The sequence below is a fragment of the Emergencia sp. JLR.KK010 genome (assembly GCF_037018265.1).
GTDB lineage: Bacteria > Bacillota > Clostridia > Peptostreptococcales > Anaerovoracaceae > Senimuribacter > Senimuribacter intestinalis.
In genome coordinates this window covers 2,438,373-2,464,993 of sequence record NZ_CP143550.1, presented here as the reverse complement: position 1 = coordinate 2,464,993, position 26,621 = coordinate 2,438,373, and the positions used below count along the sequence as shown (strand labels likewise).

29 protein-coding genes are annotated in these 26,621 nt (G+C 43.7%); 23 read left to right on the top strand and 6 right to left on the bottom strand.

Translation table 11 applies throughout. From position 1 onward, the window contains the following. Nucleotides 1–19: 19 nt before the first annotated feature. Both V1225_RS11875 and V1225_RS11870 read left to right on the top strand, forming a co-directional pair. Nucleotides 20–1,444, top strand: coding sequence for a UDP-N-acetylmuramoyl-L-alanyl-D-glutamate--2,6-diaminopimelate ligase (locus tag V1225_RS11875; RefSeq protein WP_160200393.1), 1,425 nt, complete (start codon nucleotides 20–22; stop codon nucleotides 1,442–1,444). Between the two features lie 108 nt (nucleotides 1,445–1,552). Then, nucleotides 1,553–2,599 carry a hypothetical protein gene (locus tag V1225_RS11870; RefSeq protein ID WP_251615904.1) on the top strand — a complete coding sequence of 349 codons (1,047 nt, stop codon included), beginning with the start codon at nucleotides 1,553–1,555 and terminating at the stop codon, nucleotides 2,597–2,599. Nucleotides 2,600–2,658: 59 nt separating this feature from the next. Here V1225_RS11870 and V1225_RS11865 read toward each other — a convergent pair whose 3' ends face one another. Further along, nucleotides 2,659–3,534, bottom strand: a complete 876-nt coding sequence (locus tag V1225_RS11865; protein ID WP_251615903.1) for an Rpn family recombination-promoting nuclease/putative transposase — start codon at nucleotides 3,532–3,534, stop codon at nucleotides 2,659–2,661. A gap of 233 nt (nucleotides 3,535–3,767) precedes the next feature. Between V1225_RS11865 and V1225_RS11860 the strand changes: the two genes are divergently transcribed. Next, nucleotides 3,768–4,199 (top strand): DUF2383 domain-containing protein, encoded by a 432-nt coding sequence (locus V1225_RS11860; RefSeq protein ID WP_160200390.1) that lies wholly within the window; start codon nucleotides 3,768–3,770, stop codon nucleotides 4,197–4,199. Nucleotides 4,200–4,203: 4 nt separating this feature from the next. Here V1225_RS11860 and deoD read toward each other — a convergent pair whose 3' ends face one another. Both deoD and rpsT read right to left on the bottom strand, forming a co-directional pair. Continuing rightward, complete coding sequence (deoD, locus tag V1225_RS11855; RefSeq protein WP_160200389.1) at nucleotides 4,204–4,908, bottom strand: purine-nucleoside phosphorylase; 705 nt, start codon at nucleotides 4,906–4,908, stop codon at nucleotides 4,204–4,206. Nucleotides 4,909–5,022: 114 nt separating this feature from the next. Next, complete coding sequence (rpsT, locus tag V1225_RS11850) at nucleotides 5,023–5,295, bottom strand: 30S ribosomal protein S20 (protein WP_160200388.1); 273 nt, start codon at nucleotides 5,293–5,295, stop codon at nucleotides 5,023–5,025. A gap of 167 nt (nucleotides 5,296–5,462) precedes the next feature. On the opposite strand from rpsT, the gene gpr reads away from it, so the two are divergent. The 10 genes from gpr to V1225_RS11800 all read left to right on the top strand — a co-directional run bounded on the left by gpr (nucleotide 5,463) and on the right by V1225_RS11800 (nucleotide 15,500). Further along, on the top strand, nucleotides 5,463–6,350 hold the full coding sequence (gpr, locus tag V1225_RS11845; protein WP_161909126.1) for a GPR endopeptidase: 888 nt from the start codon (nucleotides 5,463–5,465) through the stop codon (nucleotides 6,348–6,350). 33 nt (nucleotides 6,351–6,383) lie between these two features. Then, entirely contained in the window at nucleotides 6,384–7,241 is an 858-nt protein-coding gene (gene spoIIP, locus V1225_RS11840) for a stage II sporulation protein P (RefSeq protein WP_161909127.1), read from the top strand. Between the two features lie 2 nt (nucleotides 7,242–7,243). After that, the gene (locus tag V1225_RS11835) at nucleotides 7,244–7,402 is read left to right on the top strand and encodes a hypothetical protein (RefSeq protein ID WP_160200385.1); all 159 of its coding nucleotides are present in this window, start codon (nucleotides 7,244–7,246) and stop codon (nucleotides 7,400–7,402) included. A 54-nt stretch (nucleotides 7,403–7,456) separates the two neighbouring features. Beyond that, nucleotides 7,457–9,265, top strand: a complete 1,809-nt coding sequence (gene lepA / locus V1225_RS11830) for a translation elongation factor 4 (protein WP_160200384.1) — start codon at nucleotides 7,457–7,459, stop codon at nucleotides 9,263–9,265. Continuing rightward, nucleotides 9,249–10,373 (top strand): radical SAM family heme chaperone HemW, encoded by a 1,125-nt coding sequence (gene hemW / locus V1225_RS11825; RefSeq protein WP_338546555.1) that lies wholly within the window; start codon nucleotides 9,249–9,251, stop codon nucleotides 10,371–10,373. Before lepA ends, hemW begins: the two co-directional genes overlap by 17 nt. 23 nt (nucleotides 10,374–10,396) lie before the next feature. Then, nucleotides 10,397–11,887 (top strand): glycerol kinase GlpK, encoded by a 1,491-nt coding sequence (gene glpK / locus V1225_RS11820; protein WP_161909129.1) that lies wholly within the window; start codon nucleotides 10,397–10,399, stop codon nucleotides 11,885–11,887. Nucleotides 11,888–11,919: 32 nt separating this feature from the next. Then, a complete protein-coding gene (locus V1225_RS11815; RefSeq protein WP_338546554.1) occupies nucleotides 11,920–13,032 on the top strand; it encodes an acyltransferase family protein in 1,113 nt (370 codons plus the stop codon). Between the two features lie 9 nt (nucleotides 13,033–13,041). Further along, nucleotides 13,042–13,422 (top strand): DUF4190 domain-containing protein, encoded by a 381-nt coding sequence (locus V1225_RS11810; RefSeq protein ID WP_160200380.1) that lies wholly within the window; start codon nucleotides 13,042–13,044, stop codon nucleotides 13,420–13,422. A gap of 85 nt (nucleotides 13,423–13,507) precedes the next feature. Continuing rightward, nucleotides 13,508–14,473 (top strand): cation transporter, encoded by a 966-nt coding sequence (locus tag V1225_RS11805; RefSeq protein WP_160200379.1) that lies wholly within the window; start codon nucleotides 13,508–13,510, stop codon nucleotides 14,471–14,473. A 49-nt stretch (nucleotides 14,474–14,522) separates the two neighbouring features. Beyond that, nucleotides 14,523–15,500, top strand: coding sequence for an alpha-hydroxy-acid oxidizing protein (locus V1225_RS11800; RefSeq protein WP_338546551.1), 978 nt, complete (start codon nucleotides 14,523–14,525; stop codon nucleotides 15,498–15,500). 58 nt (nucleotides 15,501–15,558) lie between these two features. Here the strand turns inward: V1225_RS11800 and V1225_RS11795 are convergent, their stop codons facing one another. Then, on the bottom strand, nucleotides 15,559–16,470 hold the full coding sequence (locus V1225_RS11795) for a D-2-hydroxyacid dehydrogenase (protein WP_338546549.1): 912 nt from the start codon (nucleotides 16,468–16,470) through the stop codon (nucleotides 15,559–15,561). 126 nt (nucleotides 16,471–16,596) lie between these two features. On the opposite strand from V1225_RS11795, the gene V1225_RS11790 reads away from it, so the two are divergent. The 9 genes from V1225_RS11790 to V1225_RS11750 all read left to right on the top strand — a co-directional run bounded on the left by V1225_RS11790 (nucleotide 16,597) and on the right by V1225_RS11750 (nucleotide 24,131). After that, nucleotides 16,597–17,145, top strand: coding sequence for a manganese efflux pump MntP family protein (locus V1225_RS11790; protein ID WP_160200376.1), 549 nt, complete (start codon nucleotides 16,597–16,599; stop codon nucleotides 17,143–17,145). 12 nt (nucleotides 17,146–17,157) lie between these two features. After that, the gene (gene rph / locus V1225_RS11785; RefSeq protein WP_160200375.1) at nucleotides 17,158–17,865 is read left to right on the top strand and encodes a ribonuclease PH; all 708 of its coding nucleotides are present in this window, start codon (nucleotides 17,158–17,160) and stop codon (nucleotides 17,863–17,865) included. A gap of 47 nt (nucleotides 17,866–17,912) precedes the next feature. Then, nucleotides 17,913–18,515 carry an XTP/dITP diphosphatase gene (locus tag V1225_RS11780; RefSeq protein WP_161909136.1) on the top strand — a complete coding sequence of 201 codons (603 nt, stop codon included), beginning with the start codon at nucleotides 17,913–17,915 and terminating at the stop codon, nucleotides 18,513–18,515. Then, a complete protein-coding gene (locus V1225_RS11775; protein WP_160200373.1) occupies nucleotides 18,516–19,343 on the top strand; it encodes a YihY/virulence factor BrkB family protein in 828 nt (275 codons plus the stop codon). Then, nucleotides 19,340–20,053, top strand: a complete 714-nt coding sequence (locus V1225_RS11770) for a DUF1287 domain-containing protein (protein ID WP_160200372.1) — start codon at nucleotides 19,340–19,342, stop codon at nucleotides 20,051–20,053. Before V1225_RS11775 ends, V1225_RS11770 begins: the two co-directional genes overlap by 4 nt. Before the next feature lie 17 nt (nucleotides 20,054–20,070). Then, the gene (locus tag V1225_RS11765) at nucleotides 20,071–20,961 is read left to right on the top strand and encodes a diacylglycerol kinase family protein (RefSeq protein ID WP_160200371.1); all 891 of its coding nucleotides are present in this window, start codon (nucleotides 20,071–20,073) and stop codon (nucleotides 20,959–20,961) included. A gap of 10 nt (nucleotides 20,962–20,971) precedes the next feature. After that, nucleotides 20,972–21,616 carry a phosphatase PAP2 family protein gene (locus tag V1225_RS11760; RefSeq protein ID WP_338546547.1) on the top strand — a complete coding sequence of 215 codons (645 nt, stop codon included), beginning with the start codon at nucleotides 20,972–20,974 and terminating at the stop codon, nucleotides 21,614–21,616. 170 nt (nucleotides 21,617–21,786) lie between these two features. After that, complete coding sequence (locus tag V1225_RS11755) at nucleotides 21,787–22,971, top strand: G5 domain-containing protein (RefSeq protein WP_160200369.1); 1,185 nt, start codon at nucleotides 21,787–21,789, stop codon at nucleotides 22,969–22,971. A 26-nt stretch (nucleotides 22,972–22,997) separates the two neighbouring features. Next, complete coding sequence (locus V1225_RS11750; RefSeq protein ID WP_338546543.1) at nucleotides 22,998–24,131, top strand: NlpC/P60 family protein; 1,134 nt, start codon at nucleotides 22,998–23,000, stop codon at nucleotides 24,129–24,131. Nucleotides 24,132–24,285: 154 nt separating this feature from the next. On the opposite strand, the gene V1225_RS11745 is transcribed toward V1225_RS11750, so the two are convergent. Together V1225_RS11745 and V1225_RS11740 are read right to left on the bottom strand one after the other, a co-directional pair. Beyond that, complete coding sequence (locus tag V1225_RS11745) at nucleotides 24,286–24,729, bottom strand: hypothetical protein (protein WP_338546541.1); 444 nt, start codon at nucleotides 24,727–24,729, stop codon at nucleotides 24,286–24,288. Between the two features lie 4 nt (nucleotides 24,730–24,733). Beyond that, nucleotides 24,734–24,931 carry a helix-turn-helix transcriptional regulator gene (locus V1225_RS11740; protein WP_160200366.1) on the bottom strand — a complete coding sequence of 66 codons (198 nt, stop codon included), beginning with the start codon at nucleotides 24,929–24,931 and terminating at the stop codon, nucleotides 24,734–24,736. A gap of 230 nt (nucleotides 24,932–25,161) precedes the next feature. Between V1225_RS11740 and V1225_RS11735 the strand changes: the two genes are divergently transcribed. Further along, nucleotides 25,162–26,544 (top strand): ISNCY family transposase, encoded by a 1,383-nt coding sequence (locus tag V1225_RS11735; protein ID WP_338545996.1) that lies wholly within the window; start codon nucleotides 25,162–25,164, stop codon nucleotides 26,542–26,544. The last annotated feature ends 77 nt before the right edge of the window (nucleotides 26,545–26,621 follow it).

Genomic DNA, 26,621 nt, shown 5'->3' with positions numbered 1-26,621 from the left:
TCCAGGAGGGTATGAAACTATGTTTTTATCAGAATTATTTTCGGGTCAACCCGATATTGAAATAAAAGGTCTTTGCATTGATTCCAGAAAAGCCGTAGCAGGGGATATGTTTTTCTGTTTAAAGGGACTGGAAGCGGACGGGCATCGCTTTGCAAAGATGGCATGTGAAAAGGGCGCAGTCTGCGTGGTTCACAGCGATGAGGTTGAAAAGCTCGCAGGGGTTACCTATGTGAAAGTCAGCGACACTAACAAAGAACTGAATCGCATTTGTGATTTGTTTTTTGGACAGCCAAGCTGTAAGATGACAGTCTTTGGTGTCACCGGAACCAACGGGAAGACCACTACAACCAGCATTATCAGTGATGTATATGAAAAGCCCTGCGGCTATATGGGAACGATTGCAGTTCGCTACGGTGATGTGAGCAGAATTCCTAGTCTGACGACGCCGGATGCACTGGAGATTCACGGGAATTTAAAGGAAATGGCGGATTATGGCATGGAAGCGGTCGCTATGGAAGTCAGCTCTCACGGTCTTGCTATGGGACGTACAGATGCAGTGGATTTTGATGTGGCTATTTTCACGAATCTGACTTACGATCATTTGGATTATCACAAGACCATGGAGCAGTATTTTGAGGCGAAGAAGCTGCTCTTTACGCAGATGAAAGAAAGCGGAGTGGCAGTGCTTAACGCAGATGAGGGGAGTTTTGAGGAGTTAGCAGCATGTACAGCTTGCAGATATGTGACCTACGGAATCGACAGAGATGCGGATTATAGGGCTGAAGATGTATGCCTTTATGTCAGCGGTTCGGAGTTCACGCTGGTACATGATGGAAAGCGGTATCCGGTAAAAACGAACCTTTCTGCCAAATATAATTTATATAATTTATTGGGCGCAATCGCTGGTATGCATCAGGCGGGTATGGCTATTGAGGATATGCTTCCAAAACTTTCGCACATTTCGCAGGTGGACGGCAGAATGGAAATTATTGATAAAGGGCAGGATTTTACGGTTATTGTAGATTATGCCCACACGCCGGACGGATTTGAAAAGGTCTTTCAGTATGCCAAAGAAATTGTCAAGGGCGGAAGAATTTTTTCCGTATTTGGCTGTGCCGGCAAGCGGGACAAGGTAAAGCGAAAGGTGCTGGGGCAAATTTCCGGCAAATATTGCGATACTGTCTATGTGACCGAAGAAGATCCGAGAGACGAAAGTGTCGCACAAATCAGCGAGATGATTTTGTCTGGCATGGAACACGAAAACGGTGTTGTGATAGAGGATCGCTATAAGGCTATTGAGGCAGCCATTACCGGTGCGAAGACCGGGGACTGCGTGCTGATTCTCGGCAAAGGGGACGAGACCTATATGTATCATAAAGATGGCAGAGTGCCTTGGATGGGTGATCACGAAGCAGCGAAAAAAGTGCTGAATGAGATGAAATAAGAAGAACGACAGGGTATATTGGAAAAAAGCAGCGGTGCAGATATTATATGATGGCTATTACAAAAAATACTAGAATCGTAAAGATATGATTCGGGAAGGAGCATTTTCTTGGAAAAGTTTAGAATCAAAAACAGATTGTGGATTTCTATTCTGCTTATTCTATCGATATGTATGATGTCAATTCATGTGTACGGCGGTGAGAAAAGAGAGTGGGCAAAAGTTAGTGACTGGACAGAAGTTATAGTAGCAGGAGACTCGGAAAGCGATCAAGTTAAGGTCGGAGCGGAGGGAAAGCTGCGCATTCAGTGTTGGGAAACAGAAGAATCTCCCGATTATGATGAAATGCAAACTGCACCATATCAATTAAAAGTTTCTTTAATTACCGGAGACCGCAATTACAATCAGACTTTTACAGTCAATACCTCTGAACGTGCAGACCGGGCTTATTACAAAGAATTTAATTTTACAGACTTGCCTGAGGGAACTTATGAGATCACAGTGATACCAGAGGCGGACGTATGTATTTGCTTTAGGTCGTATACCTATGAGACCGTATTTGTAGAACCAACTTATAAAGAATTATCCAGACTTGCAAAGTCGCTTGCGACAAAGAACATTGTTTATAAAAACATAGATGTCGGCGAACATGCCAGACTATATGGCAAAACTATTTCATCAGACGCAAAATTCAGTTATGAAACCATGTACATTTTGGGTGGTTCCTGTCAACCATATATAGATATAAAAAAGAAGGGAAAGACTGCAACCTTGAGACTTGCAGTAAGAGGGCGCGTTGCGCTTGTTTCTCCTATCGGCTATTATAATCTCAATCTGGAAAAGATTCGGTTTTATACAAGTAATCGAAGAGTTACCATGGAATTAGGAGATGAAACCGAATGGAGCAGGTACAACTACAAAAATGGAATGTATTCATCCTGTTCAGATTGGTGGGTGACACTGTCTAGCAATAGTAAAGACCGAGAAGAACAGTTGAACAAAATCATTAAGATTTTCGAACAAAAGAAGGTTCGCGTTCGTGTTTATGGTGATGATGGCGCGTCAGTTGTTTTGAAATTAACGGAATCCCAACGAAAAAATTGGCTTGGGGTATTTAAAAAATATAAAAAATTACTAAAAGAATATTGGTACGAGTAAGTAAGGAATATCAGTGATATATAAATCAAAAGAGTGCGAACGGTTTTCCGTTCGCACTTTCACTGTTTTAGATATTCTAATGCTTTTTCCTCTGTCAGATGGAAGAGGTTTATCAGTTTGGTGAAGATTCTATCGTCGGGTATGCCTTCCGTGCGATTATCCAAGATAAAGATTTTAATGCCTTGTTCGATGCCCTGCGCAAGTCCCTGCTCGGCGGCTTCCTTTGCAATTAAATTTCTGTATTCTTCCATCGTGAATTCATAAAACTTCATTTTCTCGATTTCCTCCCCATGTTTTTTTAAAAAGTCTACGATATGGCCTTCCTCAATACAACGCTGGACTGCTAATCTGATAGAATTTTCGAGAGATGCGCCACTGCTTAAATTGTTTTTTACATAAGTAACCAGCTTGCTGTAGCCCAGCAAGGTTTTGCTGCGATTTAAAATTTCGTTATCTTTATTGTATCGCAAATTGATGAGCTTGACTACTAAATTTAACGAGTTTTCGGGAGGCGCTTCGATAAAACTGTCAGCAAGGCTTAGGCTTTTGACGTTCCAAGGTTCATTTCCTGTATAGAATACATAAAAGACAGGCGTTGGCAGTTTGATTTGGGTGCTGCTGTAAAGCCTGTCTGTATCGATAAGTTTTGTATATGTATCTGTTGAATAACCCAGTAATCGCAATGGAATATTGGGATTGATCGTGCTTTGATGTTCTGCCATAACGATAATTCTGTCCTCGATAGTGAAGCTTAGATCGTTGTATTTTTCTAAGAATAGCACATTATTTAGTGTTGTAATTCTGATTTTTGTTTCAGGTCCATAGCTTGTTCCGCTCAGTGCATTGTAAAGTTCCAAAGCGGTTTCTTCATTGGAAAACAGTTTTGAGAAGACACTATCCTGGTAATTTCTGTTTGAATGAATCGTTTTATCCATATTTTTCCTCCTTGTGTGATTCTGTGGTGTTAAGTTTAAATTAGGTTTGAATTGACCTTATCAATCCGCACGCAAAAAGAGCAACCCAATTGGATTGCTCTCGTTAAAAAATTACTGAAATTTCCTTTTATACCTATAACTGTATTATAACTTGACTTCTCCCCAAATGCAAGTCTTTTTTGCATAAGTGTTGCTGAACGTGTGAATACTAAGTCAAAAAGGAGAATGAAATCATGAACGAAGATAGTATCAGACTTTTACGGGAAGTTAACGCGGGCTGCAAAAATGCAACCAATAGTTTTGATCAGGTTATTGAGTTTGTTAAAGAGCAGGATTTGAAAGACTTGATTGAAGAATACAGAAAGGAACATCAGCTTGTTGGAGATATTGCCCACCAGCTTTTGAACAACGATGGTGAAGATGAAAAGGACCCGCCGACAATGGCAAAAGCTATGATGTGGTTTACTACAGAAGTAAAGATGATGATGTCTGATGATGATAGCCGTGTTGCGGAGCTTTTGATTGACGGATGTCATATGGGGATGAAGTCCTTGGGAAAGTATTTACGTCAGTATGAAAATGCCGACCAGAAGGAACGTGCCCTGGCCGGCAGATTGATGAATATTGAAATGGAACTGTACAAAAAATTAATGGTCTTTCTTTAAAAGACTATTTGATTGCTGCTTCCAGCGCCAGCTTCATCATATCAGTAAACTGGTTTTGACGCTGCTCGACAGTAGCTTTATCACCGGTGATAAAGTGGTCGCTTACAGTCATCATAGCCAGTGCATTGCGGCTATGATATGCGGCGTTCATATAAAGAGCTGCGGCTTCCATTTCTACAGCTAGGACGTCCATAGACGACCATTCTTTCCACCATTTGGTTCCCAGCTCATAAAATACGTCACAGGATACGGTGTTTCCGGCTTTAAAGGAAATGCCGTTTTCTTTTCCAGCGTCCATGACTTTTGTTAAAAGTTCAAAGCTGGCGCTAGGGGAGTACTGCCCCGGTACATGAAATGCATGCTGATAATTGGAGTCAGTGGAGGCCGCCAGGCAAACCAAGATATCACCTACGGAAAGTTTTTCGTGGAAAGCGCCGGCAGTGCCGATTCTGATGATGTTTTCTACATTGTATTCTGTAAAGAGTTCCCAGGAATAAATTCCCATGGACGGCATGCCCATACCACTGCCCTGCACAGAGACGGGAACCCCTTTGTAGGTTCCGGTATAACCGTACATATTGCGGATCTCTGAGTATCTGACTGCGTTTTCCAAGAAGTTTTCTGCAATGAACTGGGCTCTCAGCGGGTCGCCCGGCATGAGAACGGTCTTTGCGATTTTGCCTTTTTCGGCGCCGATATGTAGTGACATAATAATCAGTCCTTTCTATTTTGGGTAAAAGTAAAACCGATGGGAGACACATCCATCGGTTTTGTTGCTCTCGCATGTGCATTTAACTTATGCACTGGTGGGGACGGGTGAGACTTATTTTGCTGCTTTTGCAGCGTTGAATCTTTTAGCTAATCTGGAAACTTTTCTGGAAGCAGCTTTCTTGTTAAGAGTACCTTTTGCTGCAGCCTGCATTAATTTCTTTTCAACTACTACAAATTTCTCTGCAGCAGCTTCCATGTTGCCTTCTTCTAAAGCAGCATCGAAATTCTTAAGAGCAGTCTTTACATGGTCCTTAACTCTTCTGTTTCTAGCCGTTTTCTTGTCGATTACTCTGATTCTTTTTTTTGCGGATTTAATGTTTGCCATAATTATTCACCCCACTATTTAAATTTTTAGCTTTGTTACGCTAAATTCGCACATTAAGTATAGCCTAAACAGTGGGAATTTGCAAGGCTTTTTTAGCAAGTTACATATTTACCGCCTTTGCGGGCATACTTTTTAAAGAAAAACTACACATCACGGAGGTGATTTTTTTGAAATACAGAACAGACCTTGCAGTGGAAGGCGTTGAAAATTTGGAACAGTCTGGTGTTCGTCCGGGAGAAAAGGACGGCATCGTGATGGACAAGGAAAAGATTGATGAAGACATCAAAGTAACGACCATTGACATAGTCAATCTAAAGGGTGAAGCCATGCTGGGAAAGCCTTGCGGCAGGTATGTCACCATGGAGGTCAAGGGGATTATCGATGAAAAAGAGGGGATTTCGGAAAGAGCGGCAAAGGCTCTTGCAAGGCAGCTCTCCAAGCTGGTGAAACATCGGTACGACCTAAAAGTACTGGTTGTAGGGCTTGGCAACGAGAAGGTTACACCGGACAGTCTGGGGCCGCATACCGTTTCTAAGATTAAGATAACCAGTCATCTTTTCAAAATTTTCGGCTGTGACGGCGATGAAGAAATGTCCAATGTCAGCGGATTGGCACCGGGGGTAACTGCAACCACTGGCATGGAGACGGCAGAACTTATCGAAAAGGCAGTAGAGATGACAAAGCCCGATGTAGTTATCGCCATCGATGCGCTGGCTGCAAGAAATATCGATAGAGTCAGTACTACCATTCAAATCAGCGATACAGGCATATCACCTGGTGCTGGTATGGGGAATGTGCGAAAGCAACTGAATGAAGCCTCCCTGGGTACAAAAGTCATCGCTATCGGTGTGCCTACGGTGATTGATTCAAAGACTGTTATTTTGGAGGCGTTAGAGGAGATGAAAATTCCAGAAGAAAAAGCATATCACTATATGGACAGCAGAGAATTTGACATGGTAGTCACTTCAACGGACATTGACCTTGTCATCAAATCTTTTTCGGACATCATTGCAAAAGCTGTTAATATTACCCTGCACCCCGGCATATACTCTTAGAGTACCTTAGATAAGCAAGGAGAGAGGAAGGCAATGAGACAAAAACAGACGATACTTTTTTTTGCACTGCTTTATGTGGTGTCAGTGGCAGGCTTTTTTTTCAAAATGACAGGAGAAGCGGTCAGTGGACAACAGCTGACGGCCATGTGTATCGAAAGCAGCTTGCCGTGTATGGAGCTCATTGCAGACAATGATACTGAACCCGGTGACGAAAACATCACAGCGGCAGTGCAGACCGAGACAGAGAAAAGCAAGGAAGATGAAAAAATAAAGCCCAAAAAGGTGAAGAAGAATAACGGCGCACCGAAGGTGCTTATTTATCATACCCATGCCACAGAAAGCTATCTTCCGGCTTCTTCCGGCAATTATCATACGACAAAAGAGGAAAACACGGTACGTGATGCGGGTGATGTGCTGACTGATGTGCTGGAAGAGCGGGGGATTGGTGTGGTTCATGACAAAACGCTTCACGACAATCCTTCGTATAACGAATCCTACTCCAGAAGTTTTGAAACTGTTAAGGCACTGCTAAAAAAATATCCATCCATAGAATGTATCATCGATTTGCACAGAGATGCAACGGCGGCAGAAGTCGCAGGTCCAGTACAGACTGTCGGCGGAAAAACCTGCGCCGTATATTCCTATGTGCTCAGCAACACGACGGAAACCTATGAGGAGAACAGCGCTTTTCTTGGGAAGCTGAATACTATTGCGGACAGCAAGTATGGCGGCTATACGGGAGAAATTCTGGAACGGCCTTACTGGTATAACCAGGAACTTTCTGGAAAATCCATCTTAATTGAAATGGGGAATAATCGAAACAATATTGAAGATGTCAGAAGATGTGCAGAGGTGTTCGGAGAAATTCTGGCAGATGCACTGGAGGAATGATTTTGAAAACTTTTAGAAATGCAGTGATTTTGTTCATGCTGTTTATGGTAGGCACCATGGCAGTAGTTCATGTGGACAGGCAGTGTGCCATGATGGAAAGAAATACTGATTCTTTTGCAGAAAGTCTTACAGAAAAACTAGAAAATTACATTGAAAAATAAGCCATCTTGCTATAAAATATATCTTGAAGAAGTACGTGCAAAGCGAGGAAATTTATGGATTATCAGAAATTTATCAGGAATTTTAGTATTATCGCTCATATTGACCACGGCAAATCGACCCTTGCCGATAGAATTATTGAGAATACCGGGCTGGTTGCCCATCGAGATATGAAAGAACAGTTTTTGGACAACATGGATTTGGAGCGGGAGCGCGGCATTACCATCAAGCTTCAGACCACTCGTCTTGTGTACAAGGCCAAGGACGGCAATGAGTATATTTTCAATCTCATCGATACGCCGGGTCATGTGGACTTTACATATGAGGTATCCCGAAGTTTGGCAGCCTGCGAAGGTGCGGTTCTTGTCGTTGACTCCACCCAGGGAGTAGAAGCGCAGACGATGGCGAATGTGTATCTGGCATTGGAAGAGGATCTTGAGATTCTGCCTTGCCTGAACAAGATCGACCTGGCAAGTTCCCGACCAGAGGAGACCAAGGAAGAAATCGAAGAGATGATCGGTATTGATGCATCAGAGGCGCCGCTTGTATCTGCAAAGGAAGGCGTCGGTATTACAGACCTTTTGGAGGCGGTAGTACAGACTGTGCCTGCGCCGACAGGCGATGTGAACGGCAAACTGAAAGCGCTGATTTTCGACTCTGTTTACGATAATTACAAAGGCGTAGTGATTTACACCCGTATCTTTGACGGTGCTGTTAAAGTGGGTGATACCATTCGTCTGATGAATACAAATAAGAAGTATGAGGTCACCGAGGTAGGCGTTATGGCGCCGGGTCATGTGCCGACTAAATCTCTGCGGGCAGGAGAGGTTGGCTACATCTGTGCCAGTATTAAGCAGGTTCGTGATGCAAGAGTAGGCGACACAATCACGCTGGATAAGGAACCGACAGAAGAACCCCTGCCGGGCTACAAGAAAGTGCAGTCTATGGTTTACTGCGGCATTTACCCTGCAGAGGGTGAAAAGTACGAGGGTGTCAAAGATGCACTTGAGAAGCTGCAGGTCAACGATGCGGCATTTCTCTTTGAACCGGAAACTTCTACAGCGCTGGGATTTGGATTCCGCTGTGGATTTCTGGGACTTTTACACATGGAAATTATCGTGGAGCGTCTGGAGCGGGAGTTTGGACTGGCGGTTATCACCACATCGCCGAGTGTAGTATATCGGGTTGTGCTGCAGGATGGCAGTGTGGAGATGATTCAGAATCCGACCAACCTGCCGGATCAGACAGAAATCAGCCATATCGAAGAGCCAATTGTAAAAGCGGACATCATGATTCCAAAAGAATACGTAGGCTCTATCATGGAGCTTTGTCAGGATCGACGCGGCAAAATGCTTCACATGGAATACATCACCGAAAACAGAGTACAGCTCCACTATGAGCTTCCCCTCAACGAGGTTATTTATGATTTCTTTGACGCGCTGAAATCGAAGACTCGCGGCTACGGCTCTTTAGACTACGAGTTTATCCGCTACGAGAAATCTCAGCTTGTCAAGTTGGACGTGCTGCTCAACAAAGATTTGGTGGACGCATTCTCCATGATTGTTCACGAGTCAAAGGCGTACAACAGGGGACGCTTTGTCTGTGAGAAGCTGAAGGAGATTATCCCTATGCACCAGTTCGAGGTGCCGATTCAGGCGGCGGTTGGGCAGAAGGTTATCGCTCGTGAGACGGTCAAGGCATATAGAAAAGACGTTATCGCCAAGTGCTACGGCGGCGACATTTCCCGGAAAAAGAAACTCCTTGAGAAGCAGAAAGAGGGAAAGAAAAGAATGCGTCAGTTCGGAAAGGTGGAAGTGCCACAGGAGGCTTTCACAGCGGTGCTGAAATATGACGACAACAAATAAAGAAAGACAGAAACTGGGAATCTACATTCACATTCCCTTTTGCCTGCAAAAGTGCCTGTACTGCGGATTTTATTCCAGCGGCGGCAGCAGTCTCGCTCAACAGGAGGCATATATAGAAGAACTTCTCGAAGACATCAAGGCCTATGGGGAGGTTTACGGACAGAAGTATCTTGTGGATACGGTTTTTTTCGGTGGAGGCACGCCTTCGATTCTGCCGGCTTCTCTAATCGGAAAAGTTATGGATCAGCTGCGCCAGTGTTTTTTCCTTGATAAAGAGGTGGAAATTACCATAGAGTCCAATCCGAAGACTTTGACCAAAGAGAAATTACTGGCTTACAGATCTTTTGGCATCAATCGGCTTTCTATAGGCATTCAGTCCTTTGATGATGGAATTTTAAAGAATCTAGGCAGGGCTCACGACAGCAGTGATGCGGTCTTAAGTTTTCAGATGGCAAGGCAGTGTGGCTTTGATAATATCAATCTGGATCTGATGTTTGCAGTGCCAGGGCATACTATGGAGATTTGGGAGAAGACACTTAAGCAGGCAGTCAATCTGCAGCCTGCGCATATTTCTTTTTACAGCCTGCAGATTGAAGAGGACACGCCTTATTATGAAATGTTTCAGCGAGGGGAAATTACAGAGATTTCCGATGAAGAGGATCGGCGCATGTATCATCGCGCTATAGAGGTGCTCAAAGAAGCTGGTTATGATCATTACGAGATTTCTAATACGGCAAAGGCGGGGAAACAGTGCAGACATAATCTGAAGTACTGGTCGCTTGCAGACTATCTGGGTATAGGCAGCGGCGCCAGTTCATATGTAGAGGGGGTTCGCTTTACTGAAGCACCTTTTCCGGAATTTCACAAGAACACAAGAGAAGACGATATGTGCGAGTTTGTCTTTACAGGTCTTCGCAAAACCTGCGGTATTGATCTTGCGGAATTTGAAAGACGATTCGCTGTAGCGTTTTGGGAAGTATATGCTGATAGAAGGACAGAACTTGCTGAATTTTTTCAAAGCGGCAGCCTTTTAGAAGAACATGGAAAGCTCAGGCTTTCGGAAGCAGGCATTGATATATCCAATCAGATTATGGCAGTATTTGTATAGCCAGAGATTATTAGGAGAATGAGATGGAAAAATACATATTAGCAATGGATCAGGGGACAACCAGCTCCCGGTGTATTATTTATGATAAGAAAGGAAACCAGATAAGCGCTGCACAGAAAGAGTTTCGTCAGATTTATCCGAAAGAGGGCTGGGTAGAGCACGATGCTGAAGAAATTTGGTCCAGCCAGATGACGGTTGCGCATGAAGCGATGCTGAAAGCGGGGCTCACTTATGAGAATATTGAAGCCATCGGTATTACCAACCAGAGAGAGACTACTGTGGTTTGGGACAAGCATACCGGTCAGCCTGTATATAATGCCATTGTGTGGCAGTGTAGGCGAACTGCCCAGTACTGCGATACCCTGATAGAAAGCGGGCTTTCCGATAAATTCAAGGAAAAGACAGGGCTCTTAATCGATGCCTATTTTAGCGGTACCAAACTGAAATGGATTTTGGAAAATGTGGCAGGCGCAAGACAAAAGGCGGAAGAGGGGAATCTGCTCTTTGGGACCATTGAAACCTGGCTTATCTGGAAGATGACTGGCGGCGCAGTACATATCACGGATTACTCCAATGCAGCCAGAACTATGATGTTCAATATCCATACGCTGAAGTGGGATGAGGAAATCCTGGAAATCTTGAATATTCCTAAGCAGATGCTGCCGGAACCAAGACCTTCAAGTCAAGTTTACGGACAGACGCTGGACACCATCTTTGGTGGCCCTGTAAAAATCGCCGGAGCCGCAGGAGACCAGCAAGCGGCGCTGTTTGGGCAGACCTGTTTTGAAGAGGGCGAAGCCAAGAGTACCTATGGAACCGGATGTTTTCTTTTGATGAATACCGGGCAGAAACCAATCTTTTCTAAAAGCGGGATGCTTACGACAATCGCTTGGGGACTGGATGGAAAGGTCACTTATGCGCTGGAAGGGTCGGTATTTGTCTGTGGTGCTGCCATTCAGTGGCTTAGAGATGAACTGGAAATTTTGGAAAAGTCCAGTGAGTCAGAAAAAATGGCGCTGTCTGTAAAAGACGCAGCAGGCGTATTTGTCGTACCTGCCTTTGTAGGGCTGGGTGCCCCTTACTGGGATCCTTACGCAAGAGGTTCAATTTTTGGACTTACTAGAGGAGCAAATAAGCATCATTTGGTGCGTGCCACGCTGGAATCTTTGGCATATCAGTGTTATGATCTGCTCTTTGCTATGGAACAGGACATGGGTCATGAGATGCGGGAACTTCGCGTGGACGGAGGCGCCTCTGCCAACAATTTCCTCATGCAGTTTCAGGCAGATATGCTGAGAAAGCAGGTGATAAGACCTAAGTGCATTGAGACGACCTCTCTGGGAGCGGCGTATCTTGCGGGTCTTGCAGTGGGATACTGGAAAAGTACGCAGGATGTTTTGGAAAACTGGCAGAGCGACAGGAAATTTGTACCTTCTATGGAGGAGAAGAAACAAAAAGAATTACTGCAGGGCTGGCACGAGGCGGTCAAACGCAGTCAGAACTGGGCTAAATAGATTGAAATAACAAATGAAGGAGAAATTTACCAATGGGAGAAGTAAAACAGAGAGATTATGTCTTTGATGCGCTCCGCGGTCTGTGTATGTGGTCTATTCCGATTTCACATTTTACCAGAATGGCGGGACATTTTAGTCAAGGCTCCTTAAGCGGAATTGTATACATAACCATCAACGTATTTGTCATGCAGGCTTTTATGTTTCTGTCAGGCTATTTTTCAAAGAAGCCAGACCGCAGCAGAGAAATCGCCTTTAAAGCTTTTCTGTGGCCGTACATTTTGAGCATTTTCTTTTTCTACGGCGTGCGGCTTTTGTTCTGGGGCAATGCAAATCTGTATTTTGATAGAGCGCCTTTTGCCATGTGGTTTATGGTGACGTTGTTTCTGTACAAAGTATTTCAGAAAAACTACATCAAAATTCCGTATTTCTTTGCCATGACCTTTGTGCTGTATCTCATAGCAGGCTGTCTGCCGTTTCTGACAGATTATCTGTCCCTCGGCAGAATTGTATCCTACTTCCCGTTCTTTTTCTTAGGATATTACTGCACACCGGAGCACATCGCAAAGATTAAGTGTCTGAAAAAATGGCAGTGTGCAGTGCTTGGCGTATTTTTAATCGGCGTATCGTGTCTTCTTGCATTCGGCATGCCGCAGGTACCGGTAGGCTGGTATCTGATGAAAGACCCGGGCTCCTTTACAGGCGTATGCTGGTGGCTGGATATTCTGATGAGAGCAGTGCTCTTTATCATCGGCGCACTTTGGATTATTCTGATGTTCAACATTCTGCCGAGCAAGGATACATATCTTGCTTATGTGGGCAGAAATACTATGCCAGTATATATTTTGCATTTGGTAGTGCGCCAGTGGATGAAGAAGCATGGCGGCATCAGTTTAGGGATTTTTCCAATGCCGGAAGCAAGCAGCCTTTTGTATTATGTGATGGTATTCGGCTTTGCCTCTTTGTGCGTGGTAGTTTTTGCCTCAAAACCGGTATCAAAGGGCTACGACTGGGTTGTTGATACGACTTACGCTATCTTTATGTGGGTGGTAAATCACATCATTCTGCCGCCGTTTGCGTTCCTAGAAAAGGGACTAAAATCCTGGGGTATCAGTACGGCAGAGTGGATTGAAAAACAGAAAAAGTAGGAGTAGAATATGGATAATTTTAGAGAAGAAAATAAATGTGAAGAAACGCAAGTGAAAGAGGAAAAAAGCGGCGGAGCAACTATCGTCGATTTTAACTATGAAAAATATGCGGAAGTAGAGCGAAAGGCGACACACACTGATGCGACAGCGGCGCTTGTTATGGGAATTCTTTCCATGGTAATGGCATTATTTGCTGCGGTGATTGCGGTTGTTCTAGGGGTAATCGGTATTGTTTTTGGAATCAAGGGAAGAAACGATGCGGAGCGCCAGGGTATGGCAACAGCGGGGCTGGTACTGTCAATCCTAGGCACGATTTTATCGGTTTTGCGGATTATCGCCACCATATTCTTTATTACGTTTTATGCGGTGGATTTGTTGAATTACTTTTAAAGTAAATTTCCATCTGCTTGGTCTAAAAGGAATTTTAGATCGTAAATTAGTAACATTATATTTATAAAATTTGAGGAGAACAAGATTGATTTATTTAGAGTATCTTGCAGCAGCAGTTATCGTTGTTGTTTTATCAATTAAAGCATCGGATTACATCGACCTTTTGGATAAGAATACGAAGCTTTCCGGCGCATTTTTGGGTGGGATTATGCTTTCGGCGGTGACATCGTTGCCGGAACTTTTCACCAGTATTTCAGCGACAGTTCTGCTGGAAAGACCCGGACTTTGCATGGGTAATATTTTGGGCAGCGACCTTTTTAATCTGGGTGCTCTGGCATTTTTTATCCTGCTGTTTTCAAAGAACTTTGCGAAAGGAAAGGTGTCAAAGAGTTATCGCCATGTGACGGTGGTCGTGCTTGTGATTTATATTCTGATTACCCTCAATTTTGCCGGGATTTTACAGTTCAGGATTCTTCATCTGTCCATCACGTCGGTTTTGATTGCACTGATTTACGGATTGGGAGCCAAGTACCTTGCGGTGGCTGACGATGTAACCTCTGATGAGGCTGTACTGGATTATCATTCGGAGTCCAGCACTTCGCTTTCGGTAAAACAAATCGGTGTGAGGTTCTTCTTCGCGGCAGTGGGAATCATAGCTTTTAGTATTATTCTGACCTATTTGACCGATGAAATTTCCGTCAAATTAAATTTGGGTCAGGGCCTTGCGGGGGCGATTTTCCTCGGTGTAGCCACATCACTACCAGAAGTGACTTCCACCATTGCCCTGTTTAAGATGAAGAACTTTAATATCGCTGTAGGAAATATCATTGGCAGCAATCTCTTCAACTTCATCATTTTAGTTGTGGCAGATGTGCTGTCCATGGGCAGCGGCGTTTACGCAACTTTTGATCACCAGATTGAAAACCTGCTGATTTTTGGAGGCACAGCAACAATCCTATTCTGGGTGATGCTGCGCTTTAAAAAAGCTACAATCCAGACTGTTTGTGCCCTGGGCATGGTAGCAAGCTATCTGGGATTCTTGCTGATATAAATTACAGATGTAAATTGTAGATATAAATTGTGGAAAGGAGAACGCACTTATGGAAGGACATTGTAAGCTGTGCCCGCAGTGTAACGGCAGGGCATGTAAGAACCAAATTCCCGGTCCTGGAGCAAAGGGAATCGGCGATACGGCAATTAGAAATTACGATAAGTGGAAGGAAATTCGTATCAACATGGATACGTTGACCGAAAAAAGAGAAGTCAGCACAGCCTTTTCTCTCTTTGGAAAAACTTTTGCTGCGCCATTTTTTGCAGGTCCTGTCGGGGCAGTGAATATGCACTACGGCGACAAGTACAACGACTTGGAGTATAACAACATTCTGGTTCCTGCCTGTAAGGAAAGCGGCATTGCTGCTTTTACAGGAGACGGTATGGACCCGGAGGTGATGAAGGCTGCCAGCATTGCTATTAAAGAAGCAGGCGGTCTGGGTGTGCCGACAGTAAAGCCTTGGAACAAAGCCATGATTGCAGAAAAGCTGGGGTTGGTGAAAGAATCTGGGGCCTTTGCGGTGGCTATGGATATTGACGCAGCAGGGCTTCCCTTTCTAAAAAATTTCCAGCCTCCCGCAGGGAGCAAGTCTGTGGAAGAGATGAGAGAAATTATAGAAGAGGCAGGAATTCCTTTTATCGTCAAGGGCATTATGACGGTGAAAGCGGCACGCAAGGCAAAGGAAGCAGGCGCTTCTGCTATCATCGTTTCCAATCACGGAGGAAGAGTACTGGATCAGTGCCCGGCTACGGCGGAAGTGCTGGAAGCAATCGCAGATGAAGTAGGCGGCTCCATGAAAGTGCTGGTAGATGGCGGAATCCGAGACGGTGTAGATGTGTTTAAGGCGCTGGCCCTTGGCGCAGATGCAGTGCTTTTGGCAAGACCCTTTGTCAATGCGGTTTATGGCGGAGAAGGACAAGCCGTAAAGGACTACGTTGCAAAGGTGCAGGCGGAACTTGCCGACACCATGGCGATGTGCGGGGCGTATGCCTTGGATGAGATTTGTAAGGATATGATTTGGAGATAAGATAGTAAAAAGCGCTGGCGTTATAAAGCTACCAGCGCTTTTAAAGTTTTCGATATAATTATACAATTCTGTTCAGTCTGCCGCCATCTAAGTAACTCTTCAGGTTGGCAGCGCAGATGTCGATGACTTTCTGTCTGGTCTCCTTTGGCATCCATGCGATGTGTGGGGTCAGAATACAGTTAGGCTGCCCAATGAGTGGGTGCGGCTCTTTCGGCGGTTCGCCGTCTATCACGTCTATGGCTGCCGCGGACAGTTTGCCAGAACGAAGTGCCGCCGCTAAATCTTCTTCGTTGATTAGTGCGCCGCGGGCGGTGTTAATCAGCACTGCGCCATCTTTCATTTTGGCAATCATTTTACTATTGACAAATCCTTTATTTTCAGCGGTCAAAGGACAGTGTAAAGTAACAAAATCAGATTTAAGAGCAGCCTCCTTGTCACGGCTGTAGACGTTGACAGTCATGCCAAAAGCTTCCGCAATGTGGGCAACCCGCTTTCCGATATTTCCGTAGCCGATGATACCAAGTGATTTGCCGTCTAAAAGAGTCAGCGGTTCTTTGATAAAGGTAAAATCGGGACTTTTGTACCACTGACCGGCTTGTATGGAACTGTCGTAGCTGCCGACTCTGTTGGTCAGCTCCAAAATCAGCGCAAAGGTATGCTGTGCAACGGCATCTGTAGAATACGCAGGTACATGACATACAGCTATGCCAAGTTCTTTTGCGGCTTTGATATCGACATTGTCGTAGCCCGTTGCGGTGACTCCGATAAATTTTAGCTTCGGACAGCTTTCCATAACTTCTCTGGTAATGAGACATTTGCTGACGAAGAAACCGTCGCAGTCGCTGATGCGATTTACAATTTCTTCCGGAAAACTTCTGTCATAAGTGCAAAAAGTACCCAGCGCTTCGATTGGTGCCCAGGATAAATCTCCTGGATTTATAGAATATGCGTCTAAAATTGTTAATTTCATCGTATTGAAAACTCCTTGTTACATATTATAATTACAGATAGCTGTAATTAGTATACCACATCAGGGCTTGCGGGAAAACCCATAAAATGGTATACTATAAGGTAAAATTGGAAATTTGGAGAGAGTATGGGACTGATTGAGATTACTTTGATTGGCGTAGGTCTTGCCATGGACGCAGTGGCAGTATCTATATCTAATGCCATGATTTTTAAACCCCTTAGAAAAACTGATTACATAGCCATGATTTTGGCATTTGGCATATTTCAGGGGATTATGCCGCTGCTTGGGTACTATGCGGGATCTGTCTTTGCCAGATGGATTACCAAATATAGCGGAATCGTGATTTTTCTCATCTTAGGCGCCATTGGCGGCAATATGGTGCGGGAAAGTTTTCGGAGCGAGCCGTCCAAAGTGTATGATGAAAAAAGACTGACTGCAGGAATTTTGTTTTTTCAGGCAGTGGCGACCAGCATTGACGCCTTTGCAGTAGGAGTAGGTTTTTGCGCAGCCAGTGTAGCAATTTTGCCAACGGTAAGCCTTATTGCATCTATTACGGGTGTGCTGGTCTTTGGAGCAATCTTAGTAGGGAAGAAATTTGGAAATATTTTTGAGAGTAAGGCGGGTCTTTTAGGCGGTGTGATTCTGGTAATCATCGGAATTAAGGGCTTATTATAAAGGAGAAAAAGTATGAGAACAGATAGAGCATTTGATGTGACAAGAGAAGTAAAAGTAACTGACCATTATCTGATGAGTCCACAGGGTTCAGTTTTGATAGAGATGGGAAATACCAAGGTGATTTGTACTGCCAGTGTCGAGGAATCGACGGCAAAACACCTTGTGGGAACAGGAAAAGGTTGGGTGACAGCGGAGTACGCCATGCTGCCTGGCTCGACCGGAACAAGAAAAAAGAGAGAAAAGGGAAAGGCGGACGGCAGATCTGTGGAGATTCAGCGTTTAATCGGAAGGTCTCTTCGCTCTGTTGTGGATATGGAAAAGCTGGGAGAGAGAACCATTTGGATTGACTGCGATGTCATTCAGGCAGACGGCGGCACCAGAACAGCGTCCATTACAGGAGGCTATATTGCAATGGTACAAGCTATGCAGTGGATGAAGGAGCAGGGGTTGATTGAGGAAATTCCTGTCAGCGCTGCAGTTTCTGCCATCAGCGTGGGTATTGTGGATGGTGAGTGTATTTTAGACCTTTGCTATGAGGAGGATTCTCATGCTCAGGTGGATATGAACGTGATTATGACCGACAAGGGCGAGTTCATCGAAGTGCAGGGAACCGGCGAAGATGCGCCATTTACGAAAGTGCAGCTTCTTGAACTTCTTGATTTGGCAACTAAGGGCTGTAGCCAGCTACACCAGATACAAAAAGAAATCTTAAACAGATAAGCTGCCAAGAAGCGAAACCTGCGTAAATTAAAAGAAAGGACAAAATCATGGAAACCATTATTGCTGCTTCCAGAAATCAGCACAAAATCACGGAAATTGAAGCAATTACTAAGAAATTTGGTATGAACATCGTTTCGAGAGATGAGGCGGGCATTCCCAAATTTGAAATTGAAGAGGATGGAGAGACCTTTGAGGAAAACTCCTTTAAAAAAGCAAATGAAATTATGAAAGTTTGCGGTAAAATTACCATTGCAGATGATTCAGGACTGATGGTGGATTATCTTGGCGGTGCACCGGGTGTCTATTCTGCTAGATTTGCAGGTGAGGATGGAAACGACACTAAGAATAATGAGAAACTGCTGATGCTTTTAGAGGGTGTTTCCTATAAGGAAAGAAGGGCGAAGTTTGTATCGGTTATTACGATGGTCTATCCAGATGGCACACAACTGGCAGCTCGCGGTGAGTGCGAAGGTCACATCATTGATGCGCCAGTAGGTGAAAACGGATTTGGCTATGATCCCCTCTTTGTTCCTGACGGATATCAGAGAACTTTTGCGCAGCTTTCAGCGGAGGAAAAAAATCAAATCAGTCACAGAGCGAAGGCGCTTAAGCAGCTTGAAAAGCTGCTTGAAGAAAGGGAGAATATATAGTTGTTAAAAAATAGATGGATCAAGATGATTCTTCTTGGAATCAAGCAGTTTAGCGATCCTTATTATCAGGGCTTTGCAGCACAGATGTCTTTTTATATTATGCTGTCTTTGGTGCCGACCATTATCGTTTTGTCGCAGCTTCTCGGTATTTTGGACATTTCACTGGATTTTCTGGATGAATGGATAGGAGAATACGTTGCGCCGGGTATGGGTGACACTTTGCGGGGGCTGCTAAATTATAAACCTGCGACTACAGCTAATATTGTGCTGGTGATTATGGCTCTGTGGGCATCTTCCAGGGCTCAGTTTTCCATGATGAGAATTACCAATTATACCTATTCAGACGGTAGAACAACTGGGAGTTTTTGGGGCGAGAGGTTTCGTGCAGTGAAAACTATGGCGCTGACGGTATTTACTCTTGCTTTTGTCGCCATTATTCTGGTATATGGGAAACTGATTTTACAGCTGTTCCTCGGAAAACTTGTTGAAGGAACCATAATTGATACCTTATGGACCTGGCTTAGATGGCCTCTTGCGTGGGTTCTGTACTTTCTGATGGTTTCGTATAATTATTACGTTCTGCCAAGCGAAAAACTGCCGTTTCGGGAGATCCTTCCAGGAAGTATTTTGGGCGCGGTGGGCATGCTGGTTGTAACCATCGTGTACTCCTATTATGCAGACTACACGGTTAACTACGATATTATTTATGGTTCCCTGGCGAGCATGGTAGCTTTGTTGTTTTGGTTTTACTTTTTATCTTGGGTGCTTTGTCTTGGAATTCTGTTTAATAAAGTATGGAAGGACACAAAAGGAGGAACGGCACAATGAGACAAAGAAAATATCAGATAAAAGCGAGATTCTATGTATTTCTGTCATTGTTTCTGGCGGTTGCTCTAGGCGTGACTGCTTATGTGCTGTTTTCGCAGGACGAAATAGATTTAGCGCCTTCTAAGGAGATAGAGCAGGGATTTATGATTACTATGGCGGCAAGGGCTTACATCAGCAATGAAGAACTGCGATATGAAGATACTTATTTTGCCGGCGGCTATCCGCCTGATGATATCGGTGTTTGTACGGATGTGGTCTGGAAGGCGTTTGAGGGTATTGATGTATCCATTAAAGATTTGGTTGACGCAGATACTTACTACTATCCAAAGGCTTATGTAGACGTTATATCTATCAGAGATACCAATATTGACTTTCGTTTGGTTCCGCAGCTGGAACGGTTCTTCGAACGAAACTCCAAAGTGCTGAGTACAGATGTGGATAATCTGATTGTTTGGCAGGCGGGGGATATTGTGACCTTTGAATCCAGTCATGTAGCGATTGTATCCCCGTTTCGAAATCTTTGGGGAAGAAGTTATGTGATTCAACATGGGAAGGATCCTGCGGCAGAGGAAGATCGTCTCTTTGCAGCAGACGGTATGAAGGTCTCAGGGCATTTTCGCTGGGACGAAAATGCAGTAAAGAAGATTTTATGGAATTGGCCGATTGAGGAACAGGAGGAAGCTAAGCTGTATATTGATATAGAAAGATAGAAAGGAACACGGGATTGATGAAAAAGGTATTAGTGATTTTGAATCCTTGCGCAGGAACAAAACAGGCAAACAAACATTTTGTAGAGATAATTGATATTTTTTGTAGGGCAGGTTTTGAGACGGTAGTAAAGACGACTGCGGCAAGAGGTGACGGCACGGAGATTGTAAAAGGACAAGCGGCTGATTTTGATTTAATCGTGTGCATTGGTGGCGATGGAACATTCAATGAGGTAATAGATGGGCTGCTGCTGTCGGGAGCAGACAAGCCTATTGGATATATTCCAGCTGGCAGCACCAATGATTTTGCAAACAGCCTTCACTTATCAAAAGATATTTTGCAGGCGGCAAGAGACATCGTGTCAGGCGAGGAACGAGCACTTGATATCGGCAGTTTTAATGGGAGATATTTCTCCTATGTTGCATCATTTGGTGCGTTTACCAAAGCTTCCTACGAAGCGCCGCAAAGTATCAAAAATGCTCTGGGACATTTAGCATATATTTTGGAAGGAATTAAGGATATTCCATCCATTAAGCCTCTCAGGTTGTGGCTGAAAATGGAGCAGGGCATCTATGGGGGTGATTATCTCTTTGGTGCAATTTGTAATTCCACTTCTGTGGGAGGTCTTTTAACTCTTGCAGATGATTTGGTGGATATGAATGATGGTCTGTTCGAGGTACTTCTCATTAAGGCGCCGTCTAACATTTTAGAACTAAATCAGATTTTGTTAGCACTGACTACACAGAATTACAGTTCGCCAATGCTGTCCTTTTTCAGCAGCGGTAAGCTGGAAATTACTGCGGACAAAGATATGCCTTGGACACTGGACGGGGAATATCAGGAAGGCTGTGAGACTATTGAGATTAAGAACATACAAGGCGCCATTCGGTTGATTGTGCCGAGGAGGTAAGAGGGTTGTTATGAAAAGAGGGTTTGTGATTAAGGAATACGGTCATGTGCTGCTAATTTTGTATGTGCCAGTTTATTTGGTTGGATTTTTTCTAATGGAGCAGTGTGTGCCGGAGACGGCGGACTATTGGGTGTCCTACTGCTTTCTAGATGATTTGATACCATTTAATGAATGGTTTATTATACCTTACTGCCTGTGGTATCCGCTTTTGTTTGTGACGGGATTTTGGCTTTTATTGCGTGATGTGCAGGGTTTTAAGCTGTACATGTATTGCATTATTATCGGCTTTACTGCAAGTATTATATTTTGTCTGATTTTTCCTAATGGACAGGATTTGCGGCCGGAGACTTTTCCTCGGGAAAATCTTCTGACGCAGGTAGTTCGGCTGATTTATGAAGCGGATACGAATACAAATGTGATGCCCAGCGTTCATGCAGAGGGTGCTATTTTTGCAGCTATGGGAATTTGTACCACAAAGTCGATTGAATCTATGTCGGTAAAGGTAACAGCAGTTGTGATTGCAGGACTGATTTGTATGGCTACCTGCTTTGTGAAACAGCACTCGATTTTAGATGTGTGTGCAGCAATCGTACTATGCGTGATTATTTATTCTATTTTGAGAATAAATATGAAATACAAAACTGTAAATTCTTAAGAAATATTAAGAAATATTAAATCGCCATAAACGTTGAAATTTAAACGTTTATGGCGATTTTTGTTTGTGAAAATTGTGTGAAAAAACCGTATAAAACTTGACTTTTTGATGCATATAAAGTAGGATAATAGCTGTGAGACAATTGAAAAACATGAAAAGGAAATAGTATTATGTCAAATCATTCTATGACGAGAGTCAATACTAAAATCAAAAGGGTGTTTAAAGCAACTGCCTCAGTTCTATTGATTATGTCCATGATGTTCACGGTTGTATTTGGTTTTACTGGTACGGCTCATGCGGCAGATCAGTTTGAAACCGAGTTATGGGCGGTCGTAATTGGAGATGAAGAAGTATTATATGTGGATTCTGAAGAATCTGCCAATCAGGTAATAGAGGGGTTATCGAATTATTACCTGTCCAAGGGCTCCAATGTACTGGAAGTACAGTTTGACCCTATCATTGAAATCAAGAAAATTACAGCCTACATTGATGAAGAGTTTTCGGCATTCAGTAGCAATGCCAGAACAATAGATGTGGAGGAAGCCATTGCTAAACTCAGCGAAGGTAAGGTGGAATATTACGTTTATAAGACAGAGGAAGGGGATACGCTGAAATCCATTGCAAAAGAAAAGGGAATTTCTGCGAAGAAGCTGGCGTCTTTGAACTTTGGTGAGTATGACACCGATGAGACTATCAAAGAGGGCACGTATATGGTACTGTATTCAGAGGTTCCATATGTAGAAGTAACGACGGTGGAAGAAATTATATCTACGAAGTCAATTGACTATAACACTGTTTATAAGAAGACAAGTTCTTTGACCAAGGGAACACAGAAGGTGAAGACCAAGGGCGTTAAAGGCAAGCAAGCAGTGACGGAAAAAATCACCAAGGTAAATGGCGAGGAAACAAATAGTGAGTTGATTTCTAAGCAAACTATCAAGAAACCAGTGGACAAGGTTGTACTGAAGGGTACGGGTTCTGTTACGGCAAAAGCTGGCAAGACTTTTGATTTTGTCGAAGGTTCTGAGGTTGTAGAATATGCGAAGCAGTTTGTTGGGAATCCTTATCGTTACGGTGGGACTAGCTTGACAAACGGAGCTGATTGTTCTGGATTTGTATATGCTGTGTATAAGCACTTTGGCATTGATTTGCCACGGACTGGGCAGTCTGGTGTTGGAAAAGCAGTTTCTTATAAAAACGCAAAGAAGGGTGATATCCTGATTTATTCCGGGCACGTTGCTATTTATGCAGGAAACGGCAAAGCAGTTCACGCAGTGAATGAAAGACTGGGAATCAGAGTTACCAGTGCAACTTACACAGGTCCGATTATTGGCGTGAGACGCATTCTTGACTAAGAGCAAGAGAAGGATTAAAGAGAGTCATGAGCTTAATAGAACGAATTAAATCAAAAAAATATTTGATTGCAGGGATAGTTATCCTTGCAATCACTGTTTCAGCCGCATTTTGCGCATCCACAATTAAAGCTAATGCCAGCGAAGATTACTGGGATGTAAAGATTGGCGAAAACACAGTTGCGGTGCTTACATCTGAATCAGCAGCAAAGCAGGTAATTCGTGCGGTGAAGAACCACTATGTGCAAGAGGGGGCTATTGTAAAAGCCATCGAATGCACACCGGAAATGACTGTAGAGATGAAGGCTTACAAGGTTTCAGAAAAACCAGCAGTATCTGACGTGGATGAGGCGGTAGACTATATTCTTTCCGGAACAAAAGAAAAACTGACGTATACTGTAAAGAGCGGCGACAGCCTCTGGAGTATTGCGCAGAACTATGACTTCACAGTGGAAGAGGTCATGGAAATGAACCAGGACAATGATTTTTCTACGATGTATCCGGGAGATGAGATTCGGCTCTATGAGATGAAGCCGATGGTAGACGTTCTCGTAACGCAGGAAATTACTTCGGAAAAAAAGATTAAGTTTAGAACTGTCAAAGAAACTTCTTCAGAAGTTTTAAAGAATACAACGGTTGTAAAGCAGGAAGGCACCTATGGTAAGAAAAAGGTTACCGAGCTTGTGACTTCCAAAAATGGCATTGTTACAGAGACCGAGGAAATCAACTCGGAAGTGATTAAAAAACCGAAAAAACGGATTGTTGTAAAGGGAACCGGTGTGCTTGCTGCACCGACTGGTGGTAAAACTTATCAGGGAAATGGTTCTGCAATTGCAAATTATGCGCTTCGCTTTGTGGGTACACCGTATGTGTACGGCGGCAGCAGTCTGACGCAAGGTGCAGATTGCTCAGGTTTTGTTCTTGCGGTCTATAAGCATTTTGGAATTACCATGGCGCATGATGCTGGTGCAATGAGAAACTACGGAAAGGAAGTTTCTCTCAGCGCGGCGATGCCGGGAGATTTGGTCTGCTATTACGGGCATGTAGCGATTTATATCGGCGGCGGGCAAGTTGTCCATGCGGTCAACGAAGGCATGGGTGTTGCGGTAACCGGCGTAAGCTATACAGGACCGGTTATCTGTGTGAGAAGAATTGTAGAATAAATTAAATACGCAAAAATGCAATATGAGGCAGATTCTTAGGAATCTGCCTCTCTACTTTTTTAAAGCCCATGACTGGAACGTTTTCCTGCATTCTGCTGATATGGATTTGTATCATACAACATAAGAAAGAGACTGAGTTCGACACAATAGGACATTACATCTTCTTTTCAAGGATTTTGTATGCAACGAGAAATATAATCAGTTCCACATACACGCCTGCAAGAATCAGCATGGATGGCAGGATATAGTTCAGTGCAGTGAGTACAAAGATGAGAACTGCAGAGAAAAGAACAGAACCAAAGGCAGCCCAGGACATGGCATAGCGGGTAATCTGCACATTTCTCTCGTCGTTTTGCTCTATTTCACGCTGTTTCCTCTTTTCGGCAGAGCCAAAGTGGCAGCGAAGGGTATTCAAGACACCGATGGCAAGAAAAGCACTGCCCATGCCGGTGAACATACCTGCCAGCATCTGCAGATGATGTACATCCTCTGGGGTAATATAGGAATACCAAATCCCAAAGGCGATAGCAACGACACCGGCAATGATTAAAATAAGATTGAACACGGGATTATCTTTCCCCAATATTTTACACAGCATAGTTTTATTCCTCCTCATAAATAAAGATATCTTCGATAGACAGCTTAAAGTATCTGGCGATTTTAAATGCAAGCAGTATAGAGGGATTATATTTCCCGTTTTCCAGTGAACTGATAGTTTGGCGAGAAACTTCCAATGCCTTTGCCAGTTCATCCTGCTTGATCCCCTTAGTCGTACGAATTTCTTCTAGACGATTTTTCATATAGTAACTCCTTTTGAATCCGTATGTAAAGCTAGCTTTACATAGAGTATACGATATTGAGAAGGATATGTCAAGTAAACTTTACAATTTTTCTCCGCCGTGTCTGCTCCAAAAGTGATAATGTCTTAAGAAAGCGCAAGAGAAAATGTCCCAAAAGGATTCCTAAAAAACACATATCATAGTAAACTATCTCTTCGGAGGTGGTTTTTATCAGAAAGGTTGAACTTAGAATGAAAGAACAGAAAAAGTACGAAGTGATTAAAAAGCTAAAAGAAACAAACGGAAACAAGAAAAGAGCTGCCGTCGAGCTAGGCTGTACCGTCCGCCACGTAAACCGAATGCTCAAAGGTTATGAGACGCAGGGAAAAGAATTCTTTTCCCACGGAAACAAAGGCAGAAGACCTGCATCTGCTCTCTCTGAGGAGTTAAAAGAGTCTATCCTGCTTCTCTACCAGAACAAATACTATGATTCGAACCTTACGCATTTCACAGAAAAATTGGCTGAGAATGAAGATATCCGGGTCTCAGAGGGAACCGTCAGAAATCTGCTTTACTCTCATGACATTCTCTCTCCCCTTGCATGGAAACGGACTCGCAGGAAACTCAAAGACAAGCTAAAAACCCAAAAGGATACTGCAACATCAAAGACAGAAAAAGAAAGCCTTCAGACTGCAATCGTTGACCTGGAAGATGCACATCCTACCAGAGCCAGATGTTCCTATGCCGGTGAGATGATTCAAATGGATGCGTCTGTACATCTTTGGTTTGGCGAAAACAAAAGCCATCTGCATGCCGCCATTGACGATGCCACGGGAACCCTTGTCGGCGCATATTTTGACAGCCAGGAAACCTTACATGGATACTACCAGGTCTTCCGCCAAATTCTTGAAAATTATGGCATTCCCTATATGTTCTACACTGACCGCAGAACCGTATTTGAATACAAAAAGAAAAATTCTCCAAATTTGGAGAATGATACATTTACGCAGTTTGCTTATGCATGCAAGCAATTCGGTGTCGATTTAAAAACAACCAGTATACCACAAGCCAAGGGCAGAGTTGAACGTCTTTTTAAAACCTTACAATCACGCCTGCCTGTCGAATTACGACTGGCAGGCGTGAAAAACCTGGAGCAGGCAAATGAATTCCTTCACTCCTACATAAAGAAATTCAACGCACAGTTCGCTCTACCCCTTAATCCTACCACGTCTGTATTTGAAACACAACCCTCAAAAGACAAAATCGACCTGTTTCTTTCCTTGCTCACACCCCGTATAGTGGATGCCGGTCATTCCATTCGGTTCAACAACCATCGGTACAAAATGTTGGATGAATCCGGCATGCATACAAACTACTACAAAGGAACGCAGGTGCTGGTAGCGCAGACCCTTAGCGGCAGGCTGTTTTGCAACGTAAACGGGCGAATTTACGCCTTGGAAGAGATTCCGTTGCATGAAGAAGTATCTCGGAATTTCAATACAGAAAAAGAACTTGCAGCAGCGAAGAAGCCAAAGAAGCAAAATATCCCGCCTATGCATCATCCTTGGCGCAAAGATAACTTTATGAAACATGTCTACGCTATGTATGGTAACGAAGCAACCTGGGCTGTTTAACTGCTCACGGTAACCCTTGCTTTTTGGTGCTAATATTGCACTTATTTTTGGACTTTTTCAATTACGGTTGACAGTAA